At 34.6% G+C, this 20,388-nt stretch carries 18 protein-coding genes; 4 read left to right on the forward strand and 14 right to left on the reverse strand.

All coding sequences use genetic code 11. The features are described 5' to 3' along the window. Positions 1-146: 146 nt before the first annotated feature. From folE to D3P13_RS13730, 3 genes are all read right to left on the reverse strand, one after another. Positions 147-743 carry a GTP cyclohydrolase I FolE gene (folE, locus tag D3P13_RS13720; RefSeq protein ID WP_117883377.1) on the reverse strand — a complete coding sequence of 199 codons (597 nt, stop codon included), beginning with the start codon at positions 741-743 and terminating at the stop codon, positions 147-149. 188 nt (positions 744-931) lie between these two features. Continuing rightward, complete coding sequence (gene msrA / locus D3P13_RS13725; RefSeq protein WP_117883379.1) at positions 932-1,582, reverse strand: peptide-methionine (S)-S-oxide reductase MsrA; 651 nt, start codon at positions 1,580-1,582, stop codon at positions 932-934. 66 nt (positions 1,583-1,648) lie between these two features. Further along, positions 1,649-2,995 carry a M28 family peptidase gene (locus tag D3P13_RS13730; RefSeq protein WP_117883381.1) on the reverse strand — a complete coding sequence of 449 codons (1,347 nt, stop codon included), beginning with the start codon at positions 2,993-2,995 and terminating at the stop codon, positions 1,649-1,651. Positions 2,996-3,187: 192 nt separating this feature from the next. Between D3P13_RS13730 and D3P13_RS13735 the strand changes: the two genes are divergently transcribed. Next, complete coding sequence (locus D3P13_RS13735) at positions 3,188-3,679, forward strand: hypothetical protein (RefSeq protein ID WP_117883383.1); 492 nt, start codon at positions 3,188-3,190, stop codon at positions 3,677-3,679. A 50-nt stretch (positions 3,680-3,729) separates the two neighbouring features. On the opposite strand, the gene D3P13_RS13740 is transcribed toward D3P13_RS13735, so the two are convergent. Together D3P13_RS13740 and D3P13_RS13745 are read right to left on the reverse strand one after the other, a co-directional pair. Then, on the reverse strand, positions 3,730-4,746 hold the full coding sequence (locus tag D3P13_RS13740; protein ID WP_117883385.1) for a threonine aldolase family protein: 1,017 nt from the start codon (positions 4,744-4,746) through the stop codon (positions 3,730-3,732). 92 nt (positions 4,747-4,838) lie between these two features. Then, a complete protein-coding gene (locus D3P13_RS13745; protein ID WP_117883387.1) occupies positions 4,839-7,238 on the reverse strand; it encodes a zinc-dependent metalloprotease in 2,400 nt (799 codons plus the stop codon). Between the two features lie 97 nt (positions 7,239-7,335). Between D3P13_RS13745 and prfB the strand changes: the two genes are divergently transcribed. The 3 genes from prfB to D3P13_RS13760 are packed head-to-tail and all read left to right on the forward strand — an operon-like array spanning position 7,336 to position 10,722. Then, positions 7,336-8,433, forward strand: coding sequence for a peptide chain release factor 2 (prfB, locus tag D3P13_RS13750; RefSeq protein ID WP_117883388.1), 1,098 nt, complete (start codon positions 7,336-7,338; stop codon positions 8,431-8,433). Further along, the gene (locus D3P13_RS13755; protein ID WP_117883390.1) at positions 8,423-10,102 is read left to right on the forward strand and encodes a phosphoethanolamine transferase; all 1,680 of its coding nucleotides are present in this window, start codon (positions 8,423-8,425) and stop codon (positions 10,100-10,102) included. Before prfB ends, D3P13_RS13755 begins: the two co-directional genes overlap by 11 nt. A gap of 2 nt (positions 10,103-10,104) precedes the next feature. After that, positions 10,105-10,722: an HAD family hydrolase gene (locus tag D3P13_RS13760; protein WP_117883392.1), complete on the forward strand. Its 618-nt coding sequence runs from the start codon at positions 10,105-10,107 to the stop codon at positions 10,720-10,722. A gap of 15 nt (positions 10,723-10,737) precedes the next feature. Here D3P13_RS13760 and D3P13_RS13765 read toward each other — a convergent pair whose 3' ends face one another. The 9 genes from D3P13_RS13765 to D3P13_RS13805 all read right to left on the reverse strand — a co-directional run bounded on the left by D3P13_RS13765 (position 10,738) and on the right by D3P13_RS13805 (position 20,320). Then, the gene (locus tag D3P13_RS13765; RefSeq protein WP_117883394.1) at positions 10,738-11,862 is read right to left on the reverse strand and encodes a family 10 glycosylhydrolase; all 1,125 of its coding nucleotides are present in this window, start codon (positions 11,860-11,862) and stop codon (positions 10,738-10,740) included. A gap of 126 nt (positions 11,863-11,988) precedes the next feature. Continuing rightward, positions 11,989-12,837, reverse strand: a complete 849-nt coding sequence (locus D3P13_RS13770; protein ID WP_117883397.1) for a 5-oxoprolinase subunit C family protein — start codon at positions 12,835-12,837, stop codon at positions 11,989-11,991. Beyond that, positions 12,834-13,562 carry a 5-oxoprolinase subunit PxpB gene (gene pxpB / locus D3P13_RS13775; RefSeq protein WP_117883399.1) on the reverse strand — a complete coding sequence of 243 codons (729 nt, stop codon included), beginning with the start codon at positions 13,560-13,562 and terminating at the stop codon, positions 12,834-12,836. Before pxpB ends, D3P13_RS13770 begins: the two co-directional genes overlap by 4 nt. Next, positions 13,563-14,303 carry a 5-oxoprolinase subunit PxpA gene (gene pxpA, locus D3P13_RS13780; RefSeq protein WP_117883402.1) on the reverse strand — a complete coding sequence of 247 codons (741 nt, stop codon included), beginning with the start codon at positions 14,301-14,303 and terminating at the stop codon, positions 13,563-13,565. It abuts the gene before it with no gap. Between the two features lie 5 nt (positions 14,304-14,308). Further along, positions 14,309-15,535 (reverse strand): Nramp family divalent metal transporter, encoded by a 1,227-nt coding sequence (locus D3P13_RS13785; protein WP_117883404.1) that lies wholly within the window; start codon positions 15,533-15,535, stop codon positions 14,309-14,311. Continuing rightward, entirely contained in the window at positions 15,528-16,643 is a 1,116-nt protein-coding gene (locus tag D3P13_RS13790; protein ID WP_117883406.1) for a DUF2891 domain-containing protein, read from the reverse strand. The genes D3P13_RS13785 and D3P13_RS13790 overlap by 8 nt, the downstream gene beginning before the upstream one ends. 93 nt (positions 16,644-16,736) lie before the next feature. Further along, on the reverse strand, positions 16,737-17,573 hold the full coding sequence (locus D3P13_RS13795; protein WP_157972922.1) for a DUF6438 domain-containing protein: 837 nt from the start codon (positions 17,571-17,573) through the stop codon (positions 16,737-16,739). An 88-nt stretch (positions 17,574-17,661) separates the two neighbouring features. Further along, positions 17,662-19,200, reverse strand: coding sequence for a YifB family Mg chelatase-like AAA ATPase (locus D3P13_RS13800; RefSeq protein WP_117883410.1), 1,539 nt, complete (start codon positions 19,198-19,200; stop codon positions 17,662-17,664). Next, positions 19,190-20,320, reverse strand: coding sequence for a lysophospholipid acyltransferase family protein (locus D3P13_RS13805; RefSeq protein WP_117883412.1), 1,131 nt, complete (start codon positions 20,318-20,320; stop codon positions 19,190-19,192). The genes D3P13_RS13800 and D3P13_RS13805 overlap by 11 nt, the downstream gene beginning before the upstream one ends. Positions 20,321-20,388: the final 68 nt, after the last annotated feature.

Raw genomic sequence — 20,388 nt, forward strand, 5'->3', positions numbered from 1 at the left:
ACACTTGTTAGCCTTTAATTGTAGTACGTTTGTTGAATTTAGATTGTATATAATCCAAGCTTTCTTATTTAATTTACATTAAAATAGAGTCTCATTTATTTTCTATTTATTTCTTGGACACTGTGGTGTTAATTCTATTTTTGAATTTACGATAATTTAGAACTTATCAATTTCAAAAACTCATTTCTCGTTTCGTTGTTTTTAAAAGTACCTCTGAAAGCTGAAGTTGTTGTTACAGAATTTTGCTTTTGCACACCCCGCATCATCATACACATATGTGAAGCTTCAATAACGACAGCAACCCCCTGAGGCCTTAGCACATTATTAATAGCATTCACAATTTGATCGGTCAATCGTTCTTGCACCTGTAATCGTCTCGAAAAAATATCTACAACACGCGGTAATTTACTCAACCCTACAATTTTCCCATTAGGGATATAGGCAATATGAGCTTTACCAAAAAATGGCAAAATATGATGTTCACATAAAGAATACAATTCAATGTCTTTGACAATTACCATTTCAGAATAATCTTCATTAAACAAAGCTGATTTCAAAACTTCTTCCGCATCCATACCGTAACCTGAGGTTAAAAACTGCATTGCCTTTGAGGCTCTTTCTGGCGTTTTCAACAAACCTTCTCTATCTATATCTTCACCAATACTTTCTATAATAGAATGATATTTCTCTTTGATATCCTCTGTTACTTTAATATTGTATTCTTCAAATTTCTTATACGGCATAAATTATATTTTTTAATAATTAAAGGTATGCATAATTAAATGATTGCAAAACTAAAAGGATAAAAAATTCTATCATAAAGTGTGATCATCAAATGAGCAATTAAGACAAACATAAAGTCCGTAAAAAAAGAAAGATTTGCCAAAAACGAATTTCGACAAATCTTTCAAACCAAAAATCAACCAACTCTTTAACCTTTTTTAAGCTTATCTTTATATTGCTTTTTAAATTTTTCTAACTTAGGGTTGATAACCGCTCTACAATACCCTTGGGTTTTATTATTGTTGTAATAATTTTGATGATAATCTTCTGCCGGATAATAATTATTCAACGCAGTTATTTCTGTTACAATAGGATCATCAAATATATTTTCTTCCTCCAAGGCCTCAATCATCGCTTCTGCAGTTTTCTTCTGCTCTTCATTATGATAAAAAATAGCGGATCGATATTGTGTACCAACATCTGCTCCTTGCCTATTCAATGTTGTTGGATCGTGTGTACTAAAAAACACTTCTAACAATTCCGTATATGAAATAACTTTAGGATCAAAAACTACACGAAGCACTTCGGCATGACCTGTAGAACCTGAACTTACTTCTTTATAAGACGGATTCTTCACCTCACCACCAGCATATGCTGACTCAACCTTACTTACACCTTCTAATTGCTGAAAAATGGCTTCTGTACACCAAAAACATCCATTACCAAAAGTTGCCAATTCATGACCATCACCAATCTCTTCAGTTATAGCCACTGTTGTATTTTCGCTATCCTCATCTGCTTTCATATTACAAGAAAAAAGACTTATTGTCAAAATCAAAAAAACACTCTTAGGAATCATATACTTTATTTTATATGTAAGACGAAGCAATAGTAATAATATTACAGACTTAAGAAAACTTTAACATTAGTCTCTCTCAATCAATTTATTTGGAAATTGCACTAAACTTTCTGCACCGTTTTTTCCAATACTTGCAACACCAAATAAATAATTATCTATCACTATATTCTTTAATGTATACGCTGTTACTTTACCTACAAACCGACTGTGTTGCCATTGGGGCGAAGTAGTGTCTCGCCAATAAATTTTATACCCCATTAAATGATCATCTTTAACTTCATCCCATTGTAAACGTGTTGAGGGTTGCACTGCCCCACCAATTTTCACATTTTTCGGAGCTAACGGTGCCGAAGCCAATGAAGCTAAAGTCAACGCATTAACAGCCGTCAATTTTGAAGCATAATCAAAATTAACAGATTCAATTACATCTCCATATTCAATACCATTTTCTGTACGAATATCTTGGTGCTGTTGATTATAATTTTCGTGTATTTCCATTATGCGAACACCTGTAAAACCTGCATCATTGAAAGGTCTATGATGTCCACCTCTCCCAAACCTATCCAATCTATAGATCATAATAGCATCCAAATTAGTCATATAATCATCTGTGATTTTATCAATATACCTTGCCAATTGCCGCGATGGTCCATCTACCTCACCACCATAATAACGCATAACGGCTCTTTGTTTATCTGTTGTAGCCATAGAAATTGCCTCAGAAAAAACGCGAAATGTACTATTATCAATTACACCATCAATACCTTTTATATTACCAATCATATCATTGTTTATAACGCCAACAATATTCCATCCCTCTTCTTTTGCCACTTTTGCCATGTGTTGTCCACCAAATAAACCTTGTTCTTCCCCTGAGAGTCCCACATAAATAATAGAAACTGGAAATCTATATGTACTCAACACCCTCGCTGCTTCAATAGTTCCTGCCATACCCGAGGCATTATCATTAGCTCCAGGTGAATCTGAAGTAAAATTATTAGCATCTGAAACACGGGAGTCTATATCACCAGACATAATTATATAGCTGTTAGGGTATTTTGTACCTCGTTGAGTGGCCAATACATTTACAACATATGTATCTTTAACAATTCGTCTATTATCTTTTGGGACTAAATTACGCTGATAACTAACTTCTAAACAATCATCACATGCTTTAGATATATTATCAAATTCTGACTTTATCCACCGTCGGGCAGCACCAATACCTCTTGTTTTTGAAACTGTATCTGACAACGTATGGCGTGTTCCAAAATTGACAAGCGTTCGTACATCTTTTTCAATGCGGTCAGCTGAAGGAGCCGCAGCAATTTCTGTTAGTGTTTTTGAAACATCGCTTTGAGCAGATGCTAATGTTGTAAATACGATTAAGATTAGTTCGGCTAGTATTTTCATTTTGTTATATTATTTAAATTTAAAAAAAGAGGCGATGCATGGCAGATTAATGGTAGATTAATGGTAGATTTAAATTATTCAATTTATCATCATCATCATCATCATCCATTTGAATGATTTTTTGAAATAATGTAACTACGTATTCATTAGTTCAATTATTTCGCTATTTTCGTAAAAATAATTTAAAATACTATGAAAAAGATACTTATAGTTTGTTTTCTATTAACATCTGCGTGTATATTTTCACAAAATGACGATAAACCTAATTTTTGGGATAATGTTCAATTTGGTGGTGGTTTAGGAGTAAATTTCAGTAATAATTACACTACCCTTTCTATTTCGCCAAGTGCTATTTACAACTTCAATCAATACGTTGCCGCTGGTCCAGGCTTGAGTTACTTATACTCTAAATACAGAGACGTAAAATCGAATGTGTATGGTGCAGGGCTTATAACCTTAATTAATCCGATACCAAATTTACAGTTTTCAGTGGAGTACGAGCATTTGTTTGTAACCCAAAAAATTGCCTTTGATAAAACAAATTTTGACTATCCGTCATTGTATCTAGGTGCTGCTTACCGAATGGGTAATTTTTCTGCAGGACTTCGTTTTGACGTTTTATACGATAGCGATAAGACTATTTATTCTTCAGCCGTTTCACCAATTTTTAGATTTTATTTTTAAAAATATTGCAAACAGACGCGATGCCTAATGCTTGGCTTAATGCTTCATTTTTATTTTTGCAATACCTGTACTACATGTTCAACCATTTCATTAGTAATATCTAAATGAAATACCATTCGCAATTTACCTTGTCCCATTCCTGTAATTAAAATATTTTCTGATGCTAAATTATTTACAAAATCAGTATCATCAATATCATCATTAGTATAAAAAATAACAATGTTAGTTTCTACAGGTTCTACTTTTTTGATATAGCTGGAAGCCTCAAGAGCAGCTCCAACCTTTTTCGCATTGTTATGATCTTCCACTAAACGGTCTACATGATTATCTAAGGCATAGATTCCAGCCGCTGCTAAATAACCAATTTGACGCATGCCACCGCCCATTGTTTTTCTATAACGCAACGCTTTTTTAATATGTTCATTTGAACCTAAAAGCAATGAACCCACTGGACAGCCTAATCCTTTTGATAAGCAAATGGAAATGGTATCAAACATAATTCCGTATTGTTGTGGTCGTTCTTTTTTAGCTATTAACGCATTGTATAACCTTGCTCCGTCCAAATGCATCGCCAAGTCTTGTTGTTGACAAACCTGTTTAATTTTTTTAAGCTCTTTTAGATTCCAACACGCACCACCTGCTTTATTCGCTGTGTTTTCTATGGTTACCAACGTTGAAATTGCTTGGTGAATATCTTCTCTGTTACTCACTTTTTCCATGAGTTGCTCGGCTGTAAACATGCCTCTATCACCATCAATCAAATTACAGGACACTCCGGAGTTAAAAGATACCCCACCGCCTTCATAATTATAAACATGACTCCATTTATCGCAAATAAGTTGTTCACCAGGTTGGGTATGTATTTTAACAGCCACTTGATTTGCCATTGTTCCTGATGGAAAAAATAAAGCAGCTTCCATTCCAAAAAGTCTTGCTATTTTTTCTTGTAGTTGATTTACAGTTGGATCAGCGTTAAAAACATCATCGCCAACCTCAGCGTTGAACATGGCTTTTAACATTCCTTCAGTTGGTTTAGTAACTGTATCTGATAATAAATTTATTTGCATTTTTATTAATTGTTTTAGTTAATTACACCCTATCCTCTTGTCGCATCCTTTTTATAAAAAAAGAGGGATTTATATTCTAATAATGAAAGTCACTACTCCATCCCAATGGGTGAACCATCAGGAATTTTTGGTGCTTTTATCTTTTTAAAATTAGCAGGGATCTTTTTAAATTTTTCGATATTATTTACAAACTGGGTGTTTATCATTTTTTGAAGTTCGGTTGTTTTTGACGAGTTCAACCAACTTTCAAGCTCATTAAGTTTTGTGTTAACTATGGCATTTACTTGTGGGTAATTATCTTCATGTGCAGCTAAAGCAAATAGCTGATTCAATACTTGTGCATTCACTATATTTTGCAACTCCTGATGATATGTATTTTCATGTTGTTTCTTAAAGGTCTCTTTTATCACTTCATCAATTACTTCAATAAGTCCCAATTGTGAAGCATCCAAACTTTTATGCTGCACTAAACGTGAAGCTCTTTGCGGATGGAATAAAAAGCTCAAGGTCATTTCTGAAGCGGTTTCTACGGCTCCAAAAGGGTCAAAAGAAACCCCATTTTTACTTTTAAAAGATTCTCTACTTCTACCATACCCCATAGCTCTTGGTGGAAACAAATTCAATAACTTTTCGGGAATCGCAAGGTTTTCTACTGCTATTGTTTTTAATAAATTATCTAAAGCTTTACGTCCAATAACCCCACTTACTCTTTTTACTATTTGCAAATTACCTCCCTTTACAGCATAACTATAATCCAATCCACCAATCATTTTAGCAGTGGCCTCGGTTTGATAACGATGGAAAAAATACAAGGGTACAAAAACATCCTCTAACACAGAATAAGGTTCTTTTGATTTTATATTATCCTTAGAAAAATTAGCAATTGCCTTCTTTCTTATTTTCAATACCTCAAGCAATTCATTAGCTGGATCAGATCCATTATCCCACAAATGAGCATAAGCATGTGCACTACCTGCAGGTCTCGCATCTTGATCTGAAATATATCGCATTCCATTCATAAATGCATTATTTAATATCTGCGGCAACATATCCTCTTCTTTTTGCCCATTGGGAAAATCCTGATACGAATAAGCTACAGTAACTTTATCCCAGTCGCCAATACCAACTGCATAAGCATCTGAAAAATCTATCTTTCCTTCTTTTAATTTAAGTTGTGGATGTGGATAGTCCATTACTGAACCTCTATTTTTTGTACTTGCCGCAAAATTATGAGCAAAACCAATGGTGTGCCCCACTTCATGAGCTGCCAATTGACGAATTCTTGCCAATGCCATTTCCAATGCAAAATTATCATCGGTGTTATTAGTAGCATATGGAGCTTGCAAGGCCTGTGCAATTAAAAAATCTTGACGAATACGCAAAGAACCTAGACTTACATGGCCTTTTAAAATTTCTCCCGTTCTAGGGTCAGAAATACTACCACCATAACTCCAACCACGGGTAGAACGATGCACCCACTGAATTACGTTATATCTCAAATCTAATGGATCTGCACCTTCTGGAAGCATTTTAACTTGAAAAGCATTTTTATAACCAATTGCTTCAAAAGCCTCATTCCACCAACTAGCACCTTCTAACAACGCCGACCGAACAGGTTCAGGAGCTCCACGATCCAAATAATACACAATAGGCTCTATAGCTTCACTTACAGCTATATTAGGGTCTTTTTTTTCTAATCGGTGACGGTAGATAAATCGTTTTACAATAGACTCATTTACAGGTGTTGCATAATCCATATAACTCATCGGATAAGAACCCGAACGTGGATCGTACTTTCTCGTTTTATAATCATTATCTGGCAACTCAACAAATGAATGATGTTGACCCACTGTAACTGACGAAGCATCTGGCGTAACACTTCTTATATTAAATCCCTTAGCAGTCCCCTTAAAAGTTAACATTACATCAAATTCCACGTTCTTCGGAAAAGCCTTGGTACGCTCTAAATTAAAAGCACTGCGGCTTTTATCTAAACTGTAATTCCCTTGAGCATTCCGCTGTAATCTATTGGCCACACCATGAGCATCTCGCATTAAAAAATTGGTAGCATCTACCAAATAGCTCTTCTTTTTCTCTTCTTTAATCACAAATCCAAATAACACCGATTTTGCAAAAGCCTCTTCAATAGACTTTCTTTCCTCTACATTATCCGTTATAGCCCTATATGATAAATTTGGCTGAATTAATAAAATTTTATTCCCCGCTTTTTTAAATTTCACCACAACACCATCTCCCAATTGCCCTCTATCTAGACCAATATCGTTAGAACCTATACCTTCAGACAACGCGTTTACATATAAAAATTCTTTGTTTAATTCTTTTATTTCTAAGTAGATCTTATCCTCACCTTCATCATAATAGAAATTCAAATAGCCTTCATATTTAGTTACATTCTCGCTATCTTTAAAGAATTGAGCATGACCAAATTGAAAAAATAAGAATAAGAGCAAGGCTAAAGTTGATTTTTTCATGGGTTAGATATTTTGGTTAAAACTACTAATTTAAATACACAAATTCAAGCTACTTAAATTATCTAATCTCATTTTTTAGTTTAATTTTGTTTTACTTATGATTACACAAGAAACCATAAAAGATATTGACGAGCGAATAATCAAGCTCAAAGATTACCTAAATATCGATCAGAAATTGATTGAAATTAGTAATGAAGAGGAAAAAGCTTCTAATCCCGATTTTTGGAATAACCCAAGAACCGCTGAAGTATTGATGAAATCTTTACGTGAAAAGAAAAAATGGGTAGAAGATTACAATCTACTGATTACGCATGGAGAAGAACTGCAAATTCTATTTGATTTTTATAAAGAGGGTGAATCTTCTGAAGAAGAAATCATGAAAAGCTACCATAAGGCAAACAGCCTATTGGAAGGTTTAGAGTTTAAAAACATGCTTTCTGACGAAGGTGATAATTTAAGTGCCGTATTACAAGTGACTGCGGGTGCCGGCGGAACGGAAAGTTGTGACTGGGCCGAAATGTTAATGCGAATGTATTTAATGTGGAGCGAAAAACAAGGTTTTAAAGTAAAAGAACTCAACCTTCAAAGTGGTGATGTAGCTGGAATAAAAACCGTAACTATAGAAATTGATGGCGACTTCGCTTTTGGTTATTTAAAAGGTGAAAACGGGGTACATAGACTCGTTAGAATTTCCCCTTTTGATAGTAATGCGAAACGTCACACCTCATTTGCTTCAGTTTACGTATATCCTCTAGCGGATGATAGTATTCAAATTGAAATTAATCCCGCTGATATATCATGGGATTTTGCCAGGTCAAGTGGTGCTGGTGGTCAAAATGTAAATAAAGTAGAAACCAAAGCTATTTTAACCCACCACCCTACAGGAATTGTAATTCACAATTCTGAAACACGTTCACAATTGGAGAATCGTGACAAAGCCATGGTGATGTTAAAATCGCAACTCTACGAAATTGAATTACAAAAGCAACGTGAAAAACGTGATGAAATAGAATCGAATAAAATGAAAATTGATTTTGGTTCTCAGATTCGAAATTACGTTATGCACCCTTATAAATTGGTAAAAGACGTACGTACAGGTCATGAAACTGGAAATGTAGATGCTGTGATGGATGGTGATTTAGATGGTTTTATCAAAGCCTTTTTGATGGCGGCAGGTCAGAAAAATGAATCGTAAAAAACAATATTTCTATTTGGCATTACTATGGTTAATTGTAATGTTACCCAACCTTCTATTGATCTTAATAGGAGAAGATTCCGTTGTCGCTTCGGGACTAAAAAAAATTGTGTTCTTTATTTTATGCGGTATTTTAATTAGCCTCCCTTTAGCCTTTTTAAAGCCAAAATATTTTGGATGGCTTACAATAATTCTCTTTCCTTTAATCATTTTTGAGCTTTCAATGATTTACTATTATAAAGCTCCTTCATCAGAAGAATCAATAAATTTATTATTTTTAACCAATTACCATGAAGTATCCGAGCTCATTAAAGGAAATTTACAAATTGTTTTATATACAATTATCTTTCTTTTTATAATAGTCTGGTTAAATACTAAGCTTAAAAAAGAGTTCAAACTTTTCAAAAAGCAAAAGATCGCTATCGGAATACTTTCAATTGTAATAATTGGAATTTTATATATTAGAAACATAAATGCAGCTCGTACATTACACGACAATTGGTCTGAAACTATGGGTCTAGCAAACTTTTCATTGAATGTTCAATTCGGTAAAGTTTTTCCATTAGATATTGTGATGAAATTAAATAGTGTATCAAACGGCATTAAGAAAAGGAAAGCGTACAAACAAAACATTAAAGATTTTAAGTTTGGTGCTGTAAAAAATGACACACTAAAAGAGTCTGAAATTTATGTTTTAGTGATAGGTGAAACTGCTAGAAAACATAATTTTAGCGTATACAACTATTCAAGAAAAACCACCCCATACTTAGATACCATTAAAAATGTAATTCCTTTTACAAATGTAAGTTCAGCCGCAAACTTAACTTCAATAAGTATTCCTTTTATTCTAACTAGAGCTACACCAAATAATTTAGAGGCTAAATTTAACGAACCCGCTGTAATTAATGCTTTTAAAGAAGCTGGTTTTAAAACCTATTGGATTACAAACCAATCCATAGGCGTTGGTAGTGTATTTGGATTTTACTCAAGTTTGGCCGATGTTTATAAAAATACTGCCATTTCTTTAGATGCCGCAACTTATGATGACACAATATTTCCCGTTTTAGATTCAATTTTACAAGACACTAGCAATTCTAAAAAATTTATAGTAATTCACACTATCGGAAGTCATTTTAGGTATAATTACCGATACCCAGAAACTTTTAATCAATTTAAACCAGCATTAACTAGAGGTCTTTCTCTTGAAAGCACAACAAGTCTTTCGAACAAACAAGCTCTGATTAACAGCTACGATAATTCCATACTTTATACAGATTTTGTTTTGCATAATTTTATTGAACAACTTAAAAAAAAGAGATCAAATTCGTTTGTATATTATATTTCCGACCATGGTGAAAATTTATATGATGATGACAAAAACAAATTACTTCACGGTTATGTAAAACCCACAAAATATGAGTTTGAAATCCCATTAATAATATGGACTTCAGATAAATACAACAAAAACTACACTCAAAAAGTAGCTGATTTAAAAAGAAATCAACATCTTAAAATATCGTCTATCAATACTTTTAATACCCTGTTAGACATGGCTAATATTAGTTATCCATTAGAAAAAAAACAGCAAAGTTTTGCAGACAGTACTTTTAACAAGAATCAAAACAGGTATCTTTACAACACAAATGGTAAAGTCATAAAACTAGATTAAAGATGAACAAAATAGATACTATAATCTTCGACCTAGGCGGCGTTTTGATAGATTGGAATCCCAAATATGTATATCGAGAAGTATTTGATGGCGATGAAGTAAAGGTAGATTGGTTTTTGAACGAAATCTGCACTATGGACTGGAATGTAGCACACGATGCAGGACGTTCGCTAAAGGATGGCACAGAACTCTTAATTAAACAATACCCGCAATACGAAGCATGGATTCGAATTTATTATGACAGATGGGCAGATATGTTGGGTGGCCCAATAAAAGACTCCGTAAACGTGTTAAATAAGCTCAAAAAAGCAAATAGCACACAATTGTATGCTTTAACCAATTGGAGTGCAGAAACGTTCCCTGTAGCTCTAGAGCGATATGATTTCTTGCAAGACTTTAAGGGTATTGTAGTATCTGGTACTGAAAAAACAAGAAAACCTTTTGCCAAAATCTATGAAATAATCTTAGATAGATATACCATAACACCTGAAAAGGCTGTTTTTATTGATGATAACTTAGATAATGTAAAAGCGGCTCAATCCTTAGGTATTATCGGCATTCATTTCCACAATGCTCAACAATTAACTCAAGAACTGAACCGCTTAGGAGTTCAATTTTAAAAGATTTTTGACGTTCTATTTATTATATTTTGTATCATACTTTTTGATGATAGCGAGATGTTTGTCATCAAGCGAATTCGCCATAAAAAAGGCAATTCCTTTAGCTCCGTTGTCATGTGCCTGAACAATTGCCTCTTCAAAATCAGCATAATTGTTGCCATAATGACCAACCAGAATTCCTGTTATTAGTTCTTGACCAGCATCTAAGTCACGCACCCCTTCTTTAGTTGCAAAACCAACCCAATTCACATTACCCTGATGATCTTTTTTATAAATCATAGGATAAAAAGTATCTAAATTCCAATGCCCCCAATCTTGTCTTACATATTCACGAGCCAGCTGAGGAAAAGGAAAAACAGCTGCCGACGCCTTAGTACCTTCCTCATGGCAAATTTCAACACATTCATCAACTAAAGTAGAAATAGCATTCATTCGGAATTGTTGCCAAGCCGGGTTTTCTTCTTTATCATCTAAATCAATGGGATCAGTACCAAATTTATCTTTAAATTCTCTTCTAGCCAGAGGATGATATCCAAAATCATATTGCGGAAGTATTCTGTCTTGCACCAAAGGCTCTCCATTATCTTTATATTTCTTTTGTAAATCTGCCCCAAGTATAACATCTACATATCGTATATAATCAAAATGCACAGAGGCCAAGCCCTTTATTTTTGCTTTCTCTCGAACACCTTTTTTTATAAAATCACGTGCACCCGGAGAAAATGGACTTAAAAAACTATAATAACCAACATAAGGGTGGTAGTCTAAACAATTTTGCCCTAAGCTATTTACAGAATACCAATCTGGGTGCTTTTTACACTCAGCATTACCACCAACATTCATCATCCAATGCCAAGCATGTATTCTTACCCCATATTTTTTTCCCATCTTAATCAGCTCTTTAAGCCTATCATTGCCTGCTCCAGGCAAAAGATCAGTTAACCCTGCATCTGCCAATTGTTTCATCTTTGCCATTTGCTCTTCCTTGGTCCCCTTTCCAATATCACCCCATGCGGCAAAAGAAAATTTCTTTTTCGAAGAATCATCCTTACTTTTTTCTACAACAACATCACTAGGTATCATTGATAAAAATAAAACGCTTACCATCAATAATACCGCTAACTTTATTACTATTTTCATGTAAAAAATATTTTAATTTATATTAATAATTTTGCATAGGCTGATTGAACCACCCATTAAAAACGTCAAATTTATCTAAAAAAGATGGAAGAAATAATGAAGTCAATAGAAATATGAAAACAATCGCTAAACCTCTAATTTAAATTGAATTTTATCTCCTGTAGGTTTTTGTGCTAATTTGTTAATGGCCATTTCACTCAATTGCAATACCCTAGGATAACCACCCGTAACTTGGCAATCTCGCATTAAGATAATAAACCTACCAGAAGGCGTTAACTGGACCGTTCCAGGTAACACCGCAGATGTTAACATGGAGGGTAACTCATTTTCAATAACCCCTTCTAAACGATAGCCCATTCGGTTATTATCACTAGAAATAGAAAACAAAACAGTTCTTAATTGCGTTTTCTGTTTAAAACTCAACAATTCATATTCAGGACCGGGATATACCAACAAGTTTCTATCTGTAAAATGCTCCATCTCAATTTTTACACTCGCATTCTTTTGTGCCTTCGTATTGCCCCCCTTTTCTATAGGTAAAACATCCTCTTTTTTCAGCAACCCTTGTTGCGTAACGCCACGATAAAAACTTCGACTACCCAACACTATATCGGTTTGAATCCCACCTTTCACAGCGACGTAAGCACGGGCTCCATAAATAGGTTTATCAAAAGTTAAAACATCTTTTTTTGACACCAATATCGACCTGTTTAAATCGATTGGCTTTTCATTTAATTTAGCAGAAAAATCAGCACCACAAACACTTATAACTATTTGTTTTTCAAATAACAATATAGTCTTACCTAAAGCAATTTCTATAAGTGCATCAGATGGTAAATTACCAATAATCTGATTCGCTAGCTGAGCCGAATACCGATCCATTACACCAGCGTTAGGAACACCAATATCTGCATAACCAAAACGACCTAGATCTTGAATACTAGTAAAAAATCCCGGAGCAATTACGCGTATCATATTTCGGTTTTTTTAAGTTTATATTTTCCTTTTACAACTTCAGATTGTATCTTATTATATTCCGATAATCCTATGGATTTAAATTGAATTTCATCACTAGCTTTCGCAAAACAGGGCTCTTTTGCTTTCACATTAAAAAATGAAATAGGCGAATTACCTATAACATACCAGCCTCCCGCACTAATTGATGGGTAAATTCCAGTTTGAACACCGCCTATAGCTACAGCTCCTTTTTCAACACGTAATCTAGGGTTTGACTTCCTTGGAATATGCAGTCTTTTATCGAGACCACCCAAGTATAAAAATCCCGGCAAAAAACCAATGAAATAAACAGTATAAATGGGAGACAAATGCAGATCAATAATCTCACGATTGGTAAGTTCATTTTCAGACCCTACCTCTTCTAAATCAATCCCAAATTGAGCATCATAACAAACAGGAATTTCCCACCTATATTTTTTAGTGATTTCACTGTCAATTTCTTGCTGATAGAGCGATTTTAAGTCCAAAATATCGTCATAGATAATATTTATAGTACTATCATACATAATTGTTAATGAGGAATATGTGTTGATTACTTGAACTACTTCTTTAGAGCTATTATTTAAGATTTTATTTTTGAATAAAATAACATCTTCGCATATTTTTTTATCAATTTTAGACGGCCATTCGATTAGAATCGCACTTTTTCCATAGCATTTATATGTCAGTCTGAATGCACTCATTTAGCCAATTTTAATTCCGAAGTTAGGTAATTTTCTTGAGAGGTATTTTAGTATGCGAAGTGCGTTACTATTATCACCATGAATACAATAGGTTTTAGCTTTGATTTTCACCATACCCCCATCGATAGTTTTCACCTTTTGCTTGGTAACCATTCTTAACAAATGTTTGAGTACTTTCTTAGCATCAAGAATCACGGCGTTAGGCTCTGATCGTGAAACTAAGGTTAAATCTGCATTGTAATTTCTATCGATAAACGCTTCATAACGCACTTTCAACCCCTGTTCTAGTGCCATTTCTGCCAAAACAGAGCCATAAGGAGCATAAAGCCACACATCTTTGGTCGTATTTTTAACCGCATTGATAAGACATTGAGCGGTTTCAGCGTCAATAGCAGCTTTGTTATACAATGCCCCATGAGCTTTGACATGATTCATTGTCGCTACTGACTTCCTCAACTCAACATGAATAGCATTTATCTGATCTTCAAGACTTTGTTGCAATTTCACAAAAGGAATTTCCATCACTTTTCGTCCAAAATTCGCTTTATCAGGATAGGAAGGGTGTGCACCAATATGCACACGATGTAATAACGCCAGACGTATCACCTCTTTTATCGTAGCACTATCTCCGGCGTGACCGCCACAAGCAATACTACAACTACTAATCATCGGCATAAGCTCCACTTCATTATCTACCCCTTCGCCCACGTCGCAATTTATGTCTAACGTAAATAGATTCATCGTGATTATATCAATTCAAACACCTTAAAGATACTCTTTAATCCCAGAAAAATGGTTACTGCTAAAATTATTAAGCCAATGCTATTTTGAAGTTTTGTATTCTTAAAGTCACCCAACACTGATTTTCTATTCATTATCCAGAGTAAAAATCCAGCAATTACAGGCAATAACATTCCGTTTGCCGCTTGAGCAAATTTGATGATTTCGATTGGCTTTATCCCCAACGAAGACAACAACACTCCTAAAAACAAAATAAACATCCATACTGCTCGGAATTTAGCAGATTTCAGTTCCGTTTTCCAACCTAAACATCCTGTTGCAACGTAAGCAGCAGCTAATGCTGCCGTAATCGTACTTGTGATACCTGCCGCAAACAGACCAATGGCTAAAAAGTATTTTGCAAAGCTACCAAACAAAGGCTCTAGACCTAACGCCAAGTCGGCCGCACTGTTCACTTCTTGGTGCTGAATAGCAGCTGCGGAAATGATGATACACATAGAAACCAAGCCACCCAAGACTACTGCAATAATCGTATCTTTTTTGGCGTATTTTAAATCGCTTTGCCGTCCCCATTTCTCTTTTACCAAACTAGCGTGCAGAAAAAGGTTATATGGCACTACGGTGGTCCCTATTAGACCTACAATGGTTAATATACTACCCTTTGGTGTTTTCGGAATAAATATTCCTTTTATTATTTCGGTTACATCAGGCTTCGTCAGGATAGCAGTTATTAAAAAAGCAACACTCATTATAGTTACTAAGGTAATCAATACTTTTTCAAGTAATTTATAGTTACCAACATACAGCAGCAAAAAGGCCACAAGACCAATAACAAGACTAAAAACGTTAATATGTAAACTCCCTATTTCTAGGCTATGATTTTTTAAAACAGTCTCCAAACCCAACACACTACCGCTAATATTACCAGCTTCATAAGCTGCATTACCAATAACGATAGCAGACAACACGAGAATGATAATAATTTTTCGAAAGATTGGATTTTTAATTTCAGTTCTAATGACTTCAGAAAGCCCTTTTTGAGTGATAATTCCCAATCTAGCAGACATTTCTTGCAACGTAACCGTTGCAATGATAGACATGACCATTGCCCAAAGCAATGCAAATCCAAAATGAACCCCCGCTATTGTACACAAGGTTACAGTACCCGGGCCAATAAAAGCGGCAGCAACTAAAGGACCCGGACCTATATTTTTGAACCAATTTTTAATCAACCGGAATAGAATTTAAGGCATAAATTGCAAAGCTACCCAGCCAGTGCCCACCCTCATAACTATCTCCAACTATATTTGGTAATGAATTATTAATATGTTGATTAGCAATATTTTGAAGGTGCTTATATTCAGGTATACTTTCAGCTATTTTATTCAAACTCCAAGCTCTAGAAAAGTTAACCCCGTCTAAATGCACCAGCTTTCCATCGCTCCTATCAGAAACTTCACCAACGGCTAGTGTAAAGTTTTTATTAGATAATTGAGGAAGGAATGTTGCCATCCATTTCTTAAATTCAACTTGAGGTAAAACACGTTTCATTAAGGCCGCTTCTTCTAAACATGGAGACAAAAAATCAAAACCACCTGGCTCCCAAGAAATAGGACAATCTGCATCTTTAAAATAAAAATCGTTAGCACGTATTTCAATTAACTCTGCCAACTCAATATTTTTCAATGTTTTAGCATAATCATAAGCAAATGAAAGTCCGAATGCCGTATTTGCATGCTCTCCGACACGAATAGGATACTTTAATTTCGGTAAAAATTCTATGTATTTCTGAACGATTAAGTCTGTTAACGGCTGTAAATTCACCTCTAGTGTTCTGGCTGTTTCATCATCCCACGTATGAATTTCCTCCGCTAACTTCAAGAGCCAAGCCCATCCATATGTACGTTCGTACGATGTATTATGCTCCCTATCAAAATAAGCAACTTCCTTTAAAATGTTATGTTTAGAGATGTTTTTGAGCAATTTCTCCTTGATTTCAGCACCGTTATCTAGTGTTGGGAATTGTTTTAACAAACTTACCAAACTCCAATGCCCATGCACTGATGAATGCCAATCGAAACAACCATAAAACGCAGGATGCAAGGCTGAAGGGGTTTGTAAATCAGCTGCATCACCAATGGTTTGATTTAATTTATTTGGATATTCAACCTCAATACAACCTATTGGCAGCGATGCTAAATGATTGGCTTCTTTTAAGGTCAGTTGAGGTATAGGAGCATTAGCTATTTGCTTTTCGGGAGGCTGTACATGTGCTTCTGAGTCCGGTTTTTTACAACTTACAATAATCAACAAACACAACAATGCATAAAAGTACCTCATATTTTATAACTATATATAGAATTTAAGCACATCTATCCATCCGCCAAAACGCACTACATCTATAAATTCTTATTAAAAAAGTGAACTTCTAATCTATTGAGAAATCTTATATAAACTCAATTTTGATTTTTCAAAATCATGACTCTCGCTTGCTGATTCTAACTCAACTTTTTTATCTATATTTAATAAAAAGTCCGAAAGCTTATCCAAAACAGGATGCTGGTCATTGGTATTAATCTCTATCTTTTCTCCATCAAACAAATCAACAATATACGTATATCTAGGCGTATCATTACGTTTAGATTTTTGTTTCCAATCCTTATCTATGGTTGATAACTGACTTCTATTTAGAATCTTCTTCAATTCATAAATTTCTTGCTTGCTCAACTTTCCAATAAAATCACCATGAGGTTCTGCATAATTTTTACCACGATAAAACACGGTACCATCTATGTTAATTTGCACCGACATTGACGGACACGTACCAAAACAGGTAGAAGAATGAAAGGTTAAAGTTTTAAAATTAACTTTAGACAATAGTTTTCCTCTATTATAAAAGACGTATTGCTTTTCTTTTGCCAAAGCACTCGCTTCTAACTTATTATAACTATCATTACTCTGAGTGTTCACGGGAACAATTACCAATCTATTCTTATTGATTTCTTTAATTTTGAATTTAAATTCTTCCGTTTTAAAATCTCCAGCCAATCTATAGTTCATTTTGAACGATAAATTCTTATTCTCTAAATCAAATTGAACTTCCTGTTTGGTATTGTCAAAATTATATATAACAGCATCATTGTCAAAGCGGATATAATCTAAATCCTTATTGATCCACTCTGTCTCTGTTAAAATTTTATTACTTGCCTTTGATTGGGCATTTACTGAAATTACCACCGATAACATCAGTAATAAATATAAATTTTTCATTGTTGTAGGGGTTGTTTTATATAAACGCATCGAAATTTTGTTTTTTAACTAAAAATCAAACGAATTATGGGCTCAAATTTAGTGAAAATTATCCTAACCACCCTTCTCTATCCAAACTTCTATATTGAATGGCTTCTGAGATATGATCGGGCTTTACGGTTTCAGAATTATCTAAATCAGCAACGGTTCTTGCTACTTTCAATATTCTGTCGTAGGCTCTAGCAGATAGATTTAAACGTTCCATCGCCGTTTTTAATAAAGACGTTGAAGCCGCATCTAACTTACAATATTTTCGGATTTGCTTCACATTCATCTGTGCGTTATAATGCACTTTCTGGTTGCCTTCAAATCTTTTAGTCTGCAATTGTCGTGCCATGGTTACCCGCTCTCTTATCACTTTACTAGACTCTCCTTTTCGCTCTTCAGAGAGTTTTTCGAAAGGCACAGGCTGTACTTCTATGTGAATATCTATCCGATCTAACAATGGACCCGATACTTTACTTAAATACCTTTGCATCTCTGTAGGTGAAGAAGTTACATGCCCTGGAGTATCGTTAAAATAACCACTTGGACTTGGATTCATACTCGCCACCAACATAAAACTACTGGGATAGGTAACTGTAAATTTTGCACGTGAAATAGTTACTTCCCGATCCTCTAATGGCTGTCGCATTACCTCTAAAACCGTACGTTTAAATTCTGGTAATTCATCTAAAAATAATACACCATTGTGAGATAATGATATTTCTCCCGGTTGCGGATATGCTCCACCTCCGACTAATGCTACATCACTTATTGTATGATGTGGCGAACGAAACGGACGTTGCCCCATTAACCCTGAGTTTGCTTGTACCCTACCCACAACAGAATGTATTTTAGTTGTTTCTAAGGCCTCATGTAAGGTCATTGGTGGTAAAATACTCGGTAACCGCTTGGCTAACATGGTTTTTCCAGAACCTGGAGGACCAATTAGTATAATATTATGACCACCAGAAGCGGCAATTTCCATACATCTTTTAATAGATTCCTGTCCTTTTACATCTGAAAAGTCAAATTCAGGATGCTCTAAATTATCTTCAAATTCTTTTTTAGTATCAACAATAGTAGCTTCTAAGGTAGAATTCCCTTCAAAAAAATCAATGACCTCTTTTATATTCTCTACACCATACACCTCTAACCCCTCAACAATTGCAGCTTCTTTTGCATTCTGTTTTGGTAAAATAAAACCTTTATACCCTTCTTCTTTAGCTTTAATTGCGATTGGAAGTACGCCACGTATAGGCTGTAAACTTCCGTCTAAGGAGAGCTCGCCCATAATCAAATAGTCAGAAATGGTATCACCTTTAATTTGTGAAGAAGCTTTTAAAATACCTACTGCCAAGGTTAAATCATAAGCAGAGCCTTCTTTACGCATATCGGCAGGAGCCATATTAATGGTAATCTTTTTACCCGGAATGCTATAGCCATTGTTTTGCAGAGCGGCAGCAATTCTAAAATTGCTTTCTTTTACCGCATTATCAGGCAAACCGACCAAATGATAACCGATACCCTTATCAATATTTACCTCAACGGTAATTGTAGTAGCTTCTACGCCAAAAACAGCACTGCCATAGACTTTAGTTAACATTTCGTTGTTTGTTTATAACGGGATTTGCATACATCTTTAGTAAACGCTCTTGAATATCAAGGTCATTACTTTGAGATTGTATGTATTTTTTAAATTCATTTAAGTTTTCACGTGTGTAAAAATCGACAAAGAGATTGGTTTTATGCAATATATCATATGCCATATAATTGGTTTTAAATAACTTGTAGTTTTTATACACCAATCTATCCATTTCATCAGCTATGGCCCTAACCGTTGTTTTTAAATCGCCCGAAAAGTCAATTTTTTCTTCGTTTAGCTTTTCAAAATGCAAACTCACATCGCCTTTATACTCTTCAACACCTTTAATAATGCTATTGACATTTTCAAATTTCGCCTTTTTATACCCTCCTAACTCATCTTTTGTCTGTAACTCCACTGCTTTTTCAACCGCACAAGGCTCATATTCGTAAGATACTGAAGAAATTACAATCTGCAAGTCTTTTAAAGATTGTTTCAGATTACTGTCACCACTCATTAACAGCATTCGCACCAGCCCAGGAAAGGTTTTATCGTTACCATCTTTTGTGCGTCCATTACCCTGAGCTATCCATGAAGAAACTTTTTTATGAGCAATTGAATATCGTAAATAGGCAGATAAATTCTTGGCATTCTGCAACAATTCAACCCGCGTACCCGATCTAAAAACCGTATACATGTTGTTCAGTTTTGCCACACGCTCCATCACAGAATTTACAATAAGATTATCGCCTAAAGAGATTTCGGTAAACGGATACCCTCTGTGATACAAGGTATATTGCAACAAACCTGAATCTAAAAAAATATCACGATGGTTAGAAATGTATAAGTTATTCCCAGCTTTGGCTACGTCTTCTAAGCCTGTAATGTGTAAATTATTAATAGAATTTTCAATCAACGAACGAATCATTGGTTCAATAAAATTGACTTGAAAATCGGCACAATTGTTACATTTATTAAGTTTATATACAATTTCCTCATCTGACCAATCAGGATAAATATATTGAACACCGTTTTTAAATTTAGTATTGGTAGTTAACCATTGCAAGGCAGCATCAATCTGTTGTTGATTGTAAGGTGCAATGGTTTCAAATATAGTAGCAATTTCTTTGGTTATTGTCATACAATTGTTTGATTATACCTGTTTTTATTGGCCCTAGTCTCGTTGTATCTAGTGATACAGCGTTAAAA

The organism is Aureibaculum luteum, from assembly GCF_003449015.1.
Taxonomy (GTDB): domain Bacteria; phylum Bacteroidota; class Bacteroidia; order Flavobacteriales; family Flavobacteriaceae; genus Aureibaculum; species Aureibaculum luteum.

Excerpts from the sequence above, each read along its gene's own strand:
- folE (WP_117883377.1), bottom strand. The coding sequence starts at position 743 with ATGCCGTATAAGAAATTTGAAGAATACAATATTAAAGTAACAGAGGAT.
- msrA (WP_117883379.1), bottom strand. The coding sequence starts at position 1,582 with ATGATTCCTAAGAGTGTTTTTTTGATTTTGACAATAAGTCTTTTTTCT.
- D3P13_RS13730 (WP_117883381.1), bottom strand. The coding sequence starts at position 2,995 with ATGAAAATACTAGCCGAACTAATCTTAATCGTATTTACAACATTAGCA.
- D3P13_RS13735 (WP_117883383.1), top strand. The coding sequence starts at position 3,188 with ATGAAAAAGATACTTATAGTTTGTTTTCTATTAACATCTGCGTGTATA.
- D3P13_RS13740 (WP_117883385.1), bottom strand. The coding sequence starts at position 4,746 with ATGCAAATAAATTTATTATCAGATACAGTTACTAAACCAACTGAAGGA.
- D3P13_RS13745 (WP_117883387.1), bottom strand. The coding sequence starts at position 7,238 with ATGAAAAAATCAACTTTAGCCTTGCTCTTATTCTTATTTTTTCAATTT.
- prfB (WP_117883388.1), top strand. The coding sequence starts at position 7,336 with ATGATTACACAAGAAACCATAAAAGATATTGACGAGCGAATAATCAAG.
- D3P13_RS13755 (WP_117883390.1), top strand. The coding sequence starts at position 8,423 with ATGAATCGTAAAAAACAATATTTCTATTTGGCATTACTATGGTTAATT.
- D3P13_RS13760 (WP_117883392.1), top strand. The coding sequence starts at position 10,105 with ATGAACAAAATAGATACTATAATCTTCGACCTAGGCGGCGTTTTGATA.
- D3P13_RS13765 (WP_117883394.1), bottom strand. The coding sequence starts at position 11,862 with ATGAAAATAGTAATAAAGTTAGCGGTATTATTGATGGTAAGCGTTTTA.
- D3P13_RS13770 (WP_117883397.1), bottom strand. The coding sequence starts at position 12,837 with ATGATACGCGTAATTGCTCCGGGATTTTTTACTAGTATTCAAGATCTA.
- pxpB (WP_117883399.1), bottom strand. The coding sequence starts at position 13,562 with ATGAGTGCATTCAGACTGACATATAAATGCTATGGAAAAAGTGCGATT.
- pxpA (WP_117883402.1), bottom strand. The coding sequence starts at position 14,303 with ATGAATCTATTTACGTTAGACATAAATTGCGACGTGGGCGAAGGGGTA.
- D3P13_RS13790 (WP_117883406.1), bottom strand. The coding sequence starts at position 16,643 with ATGAGGTACTTTTATGCATTGTTGTGTTTGTTGATTATTGTAAGTTGT.
- D3P13_RS13795 (WP_157972922.1), bottom strand. The coding sequence starts at position 17,573 with ATGAAAAATTTATATTTATTACTGATGTTATCGGTGGTAATTTCAGTA.
- D3P13_RS13800 (WP_117883410.1), bottom strand. The coding sequence starts at position 19,200 with ATGTTAACTAAAGTCTATGGCAGTGCTGTTTTTGGCGTAGAAGCTACT.
- D3P13_RS13805 (WP_117883412.1), bottom strand. The coding sequence starts at position 20,320 with ATGACAATAACCAAAGAAATTGCTACTATATTTGAAACCATTGCACCT.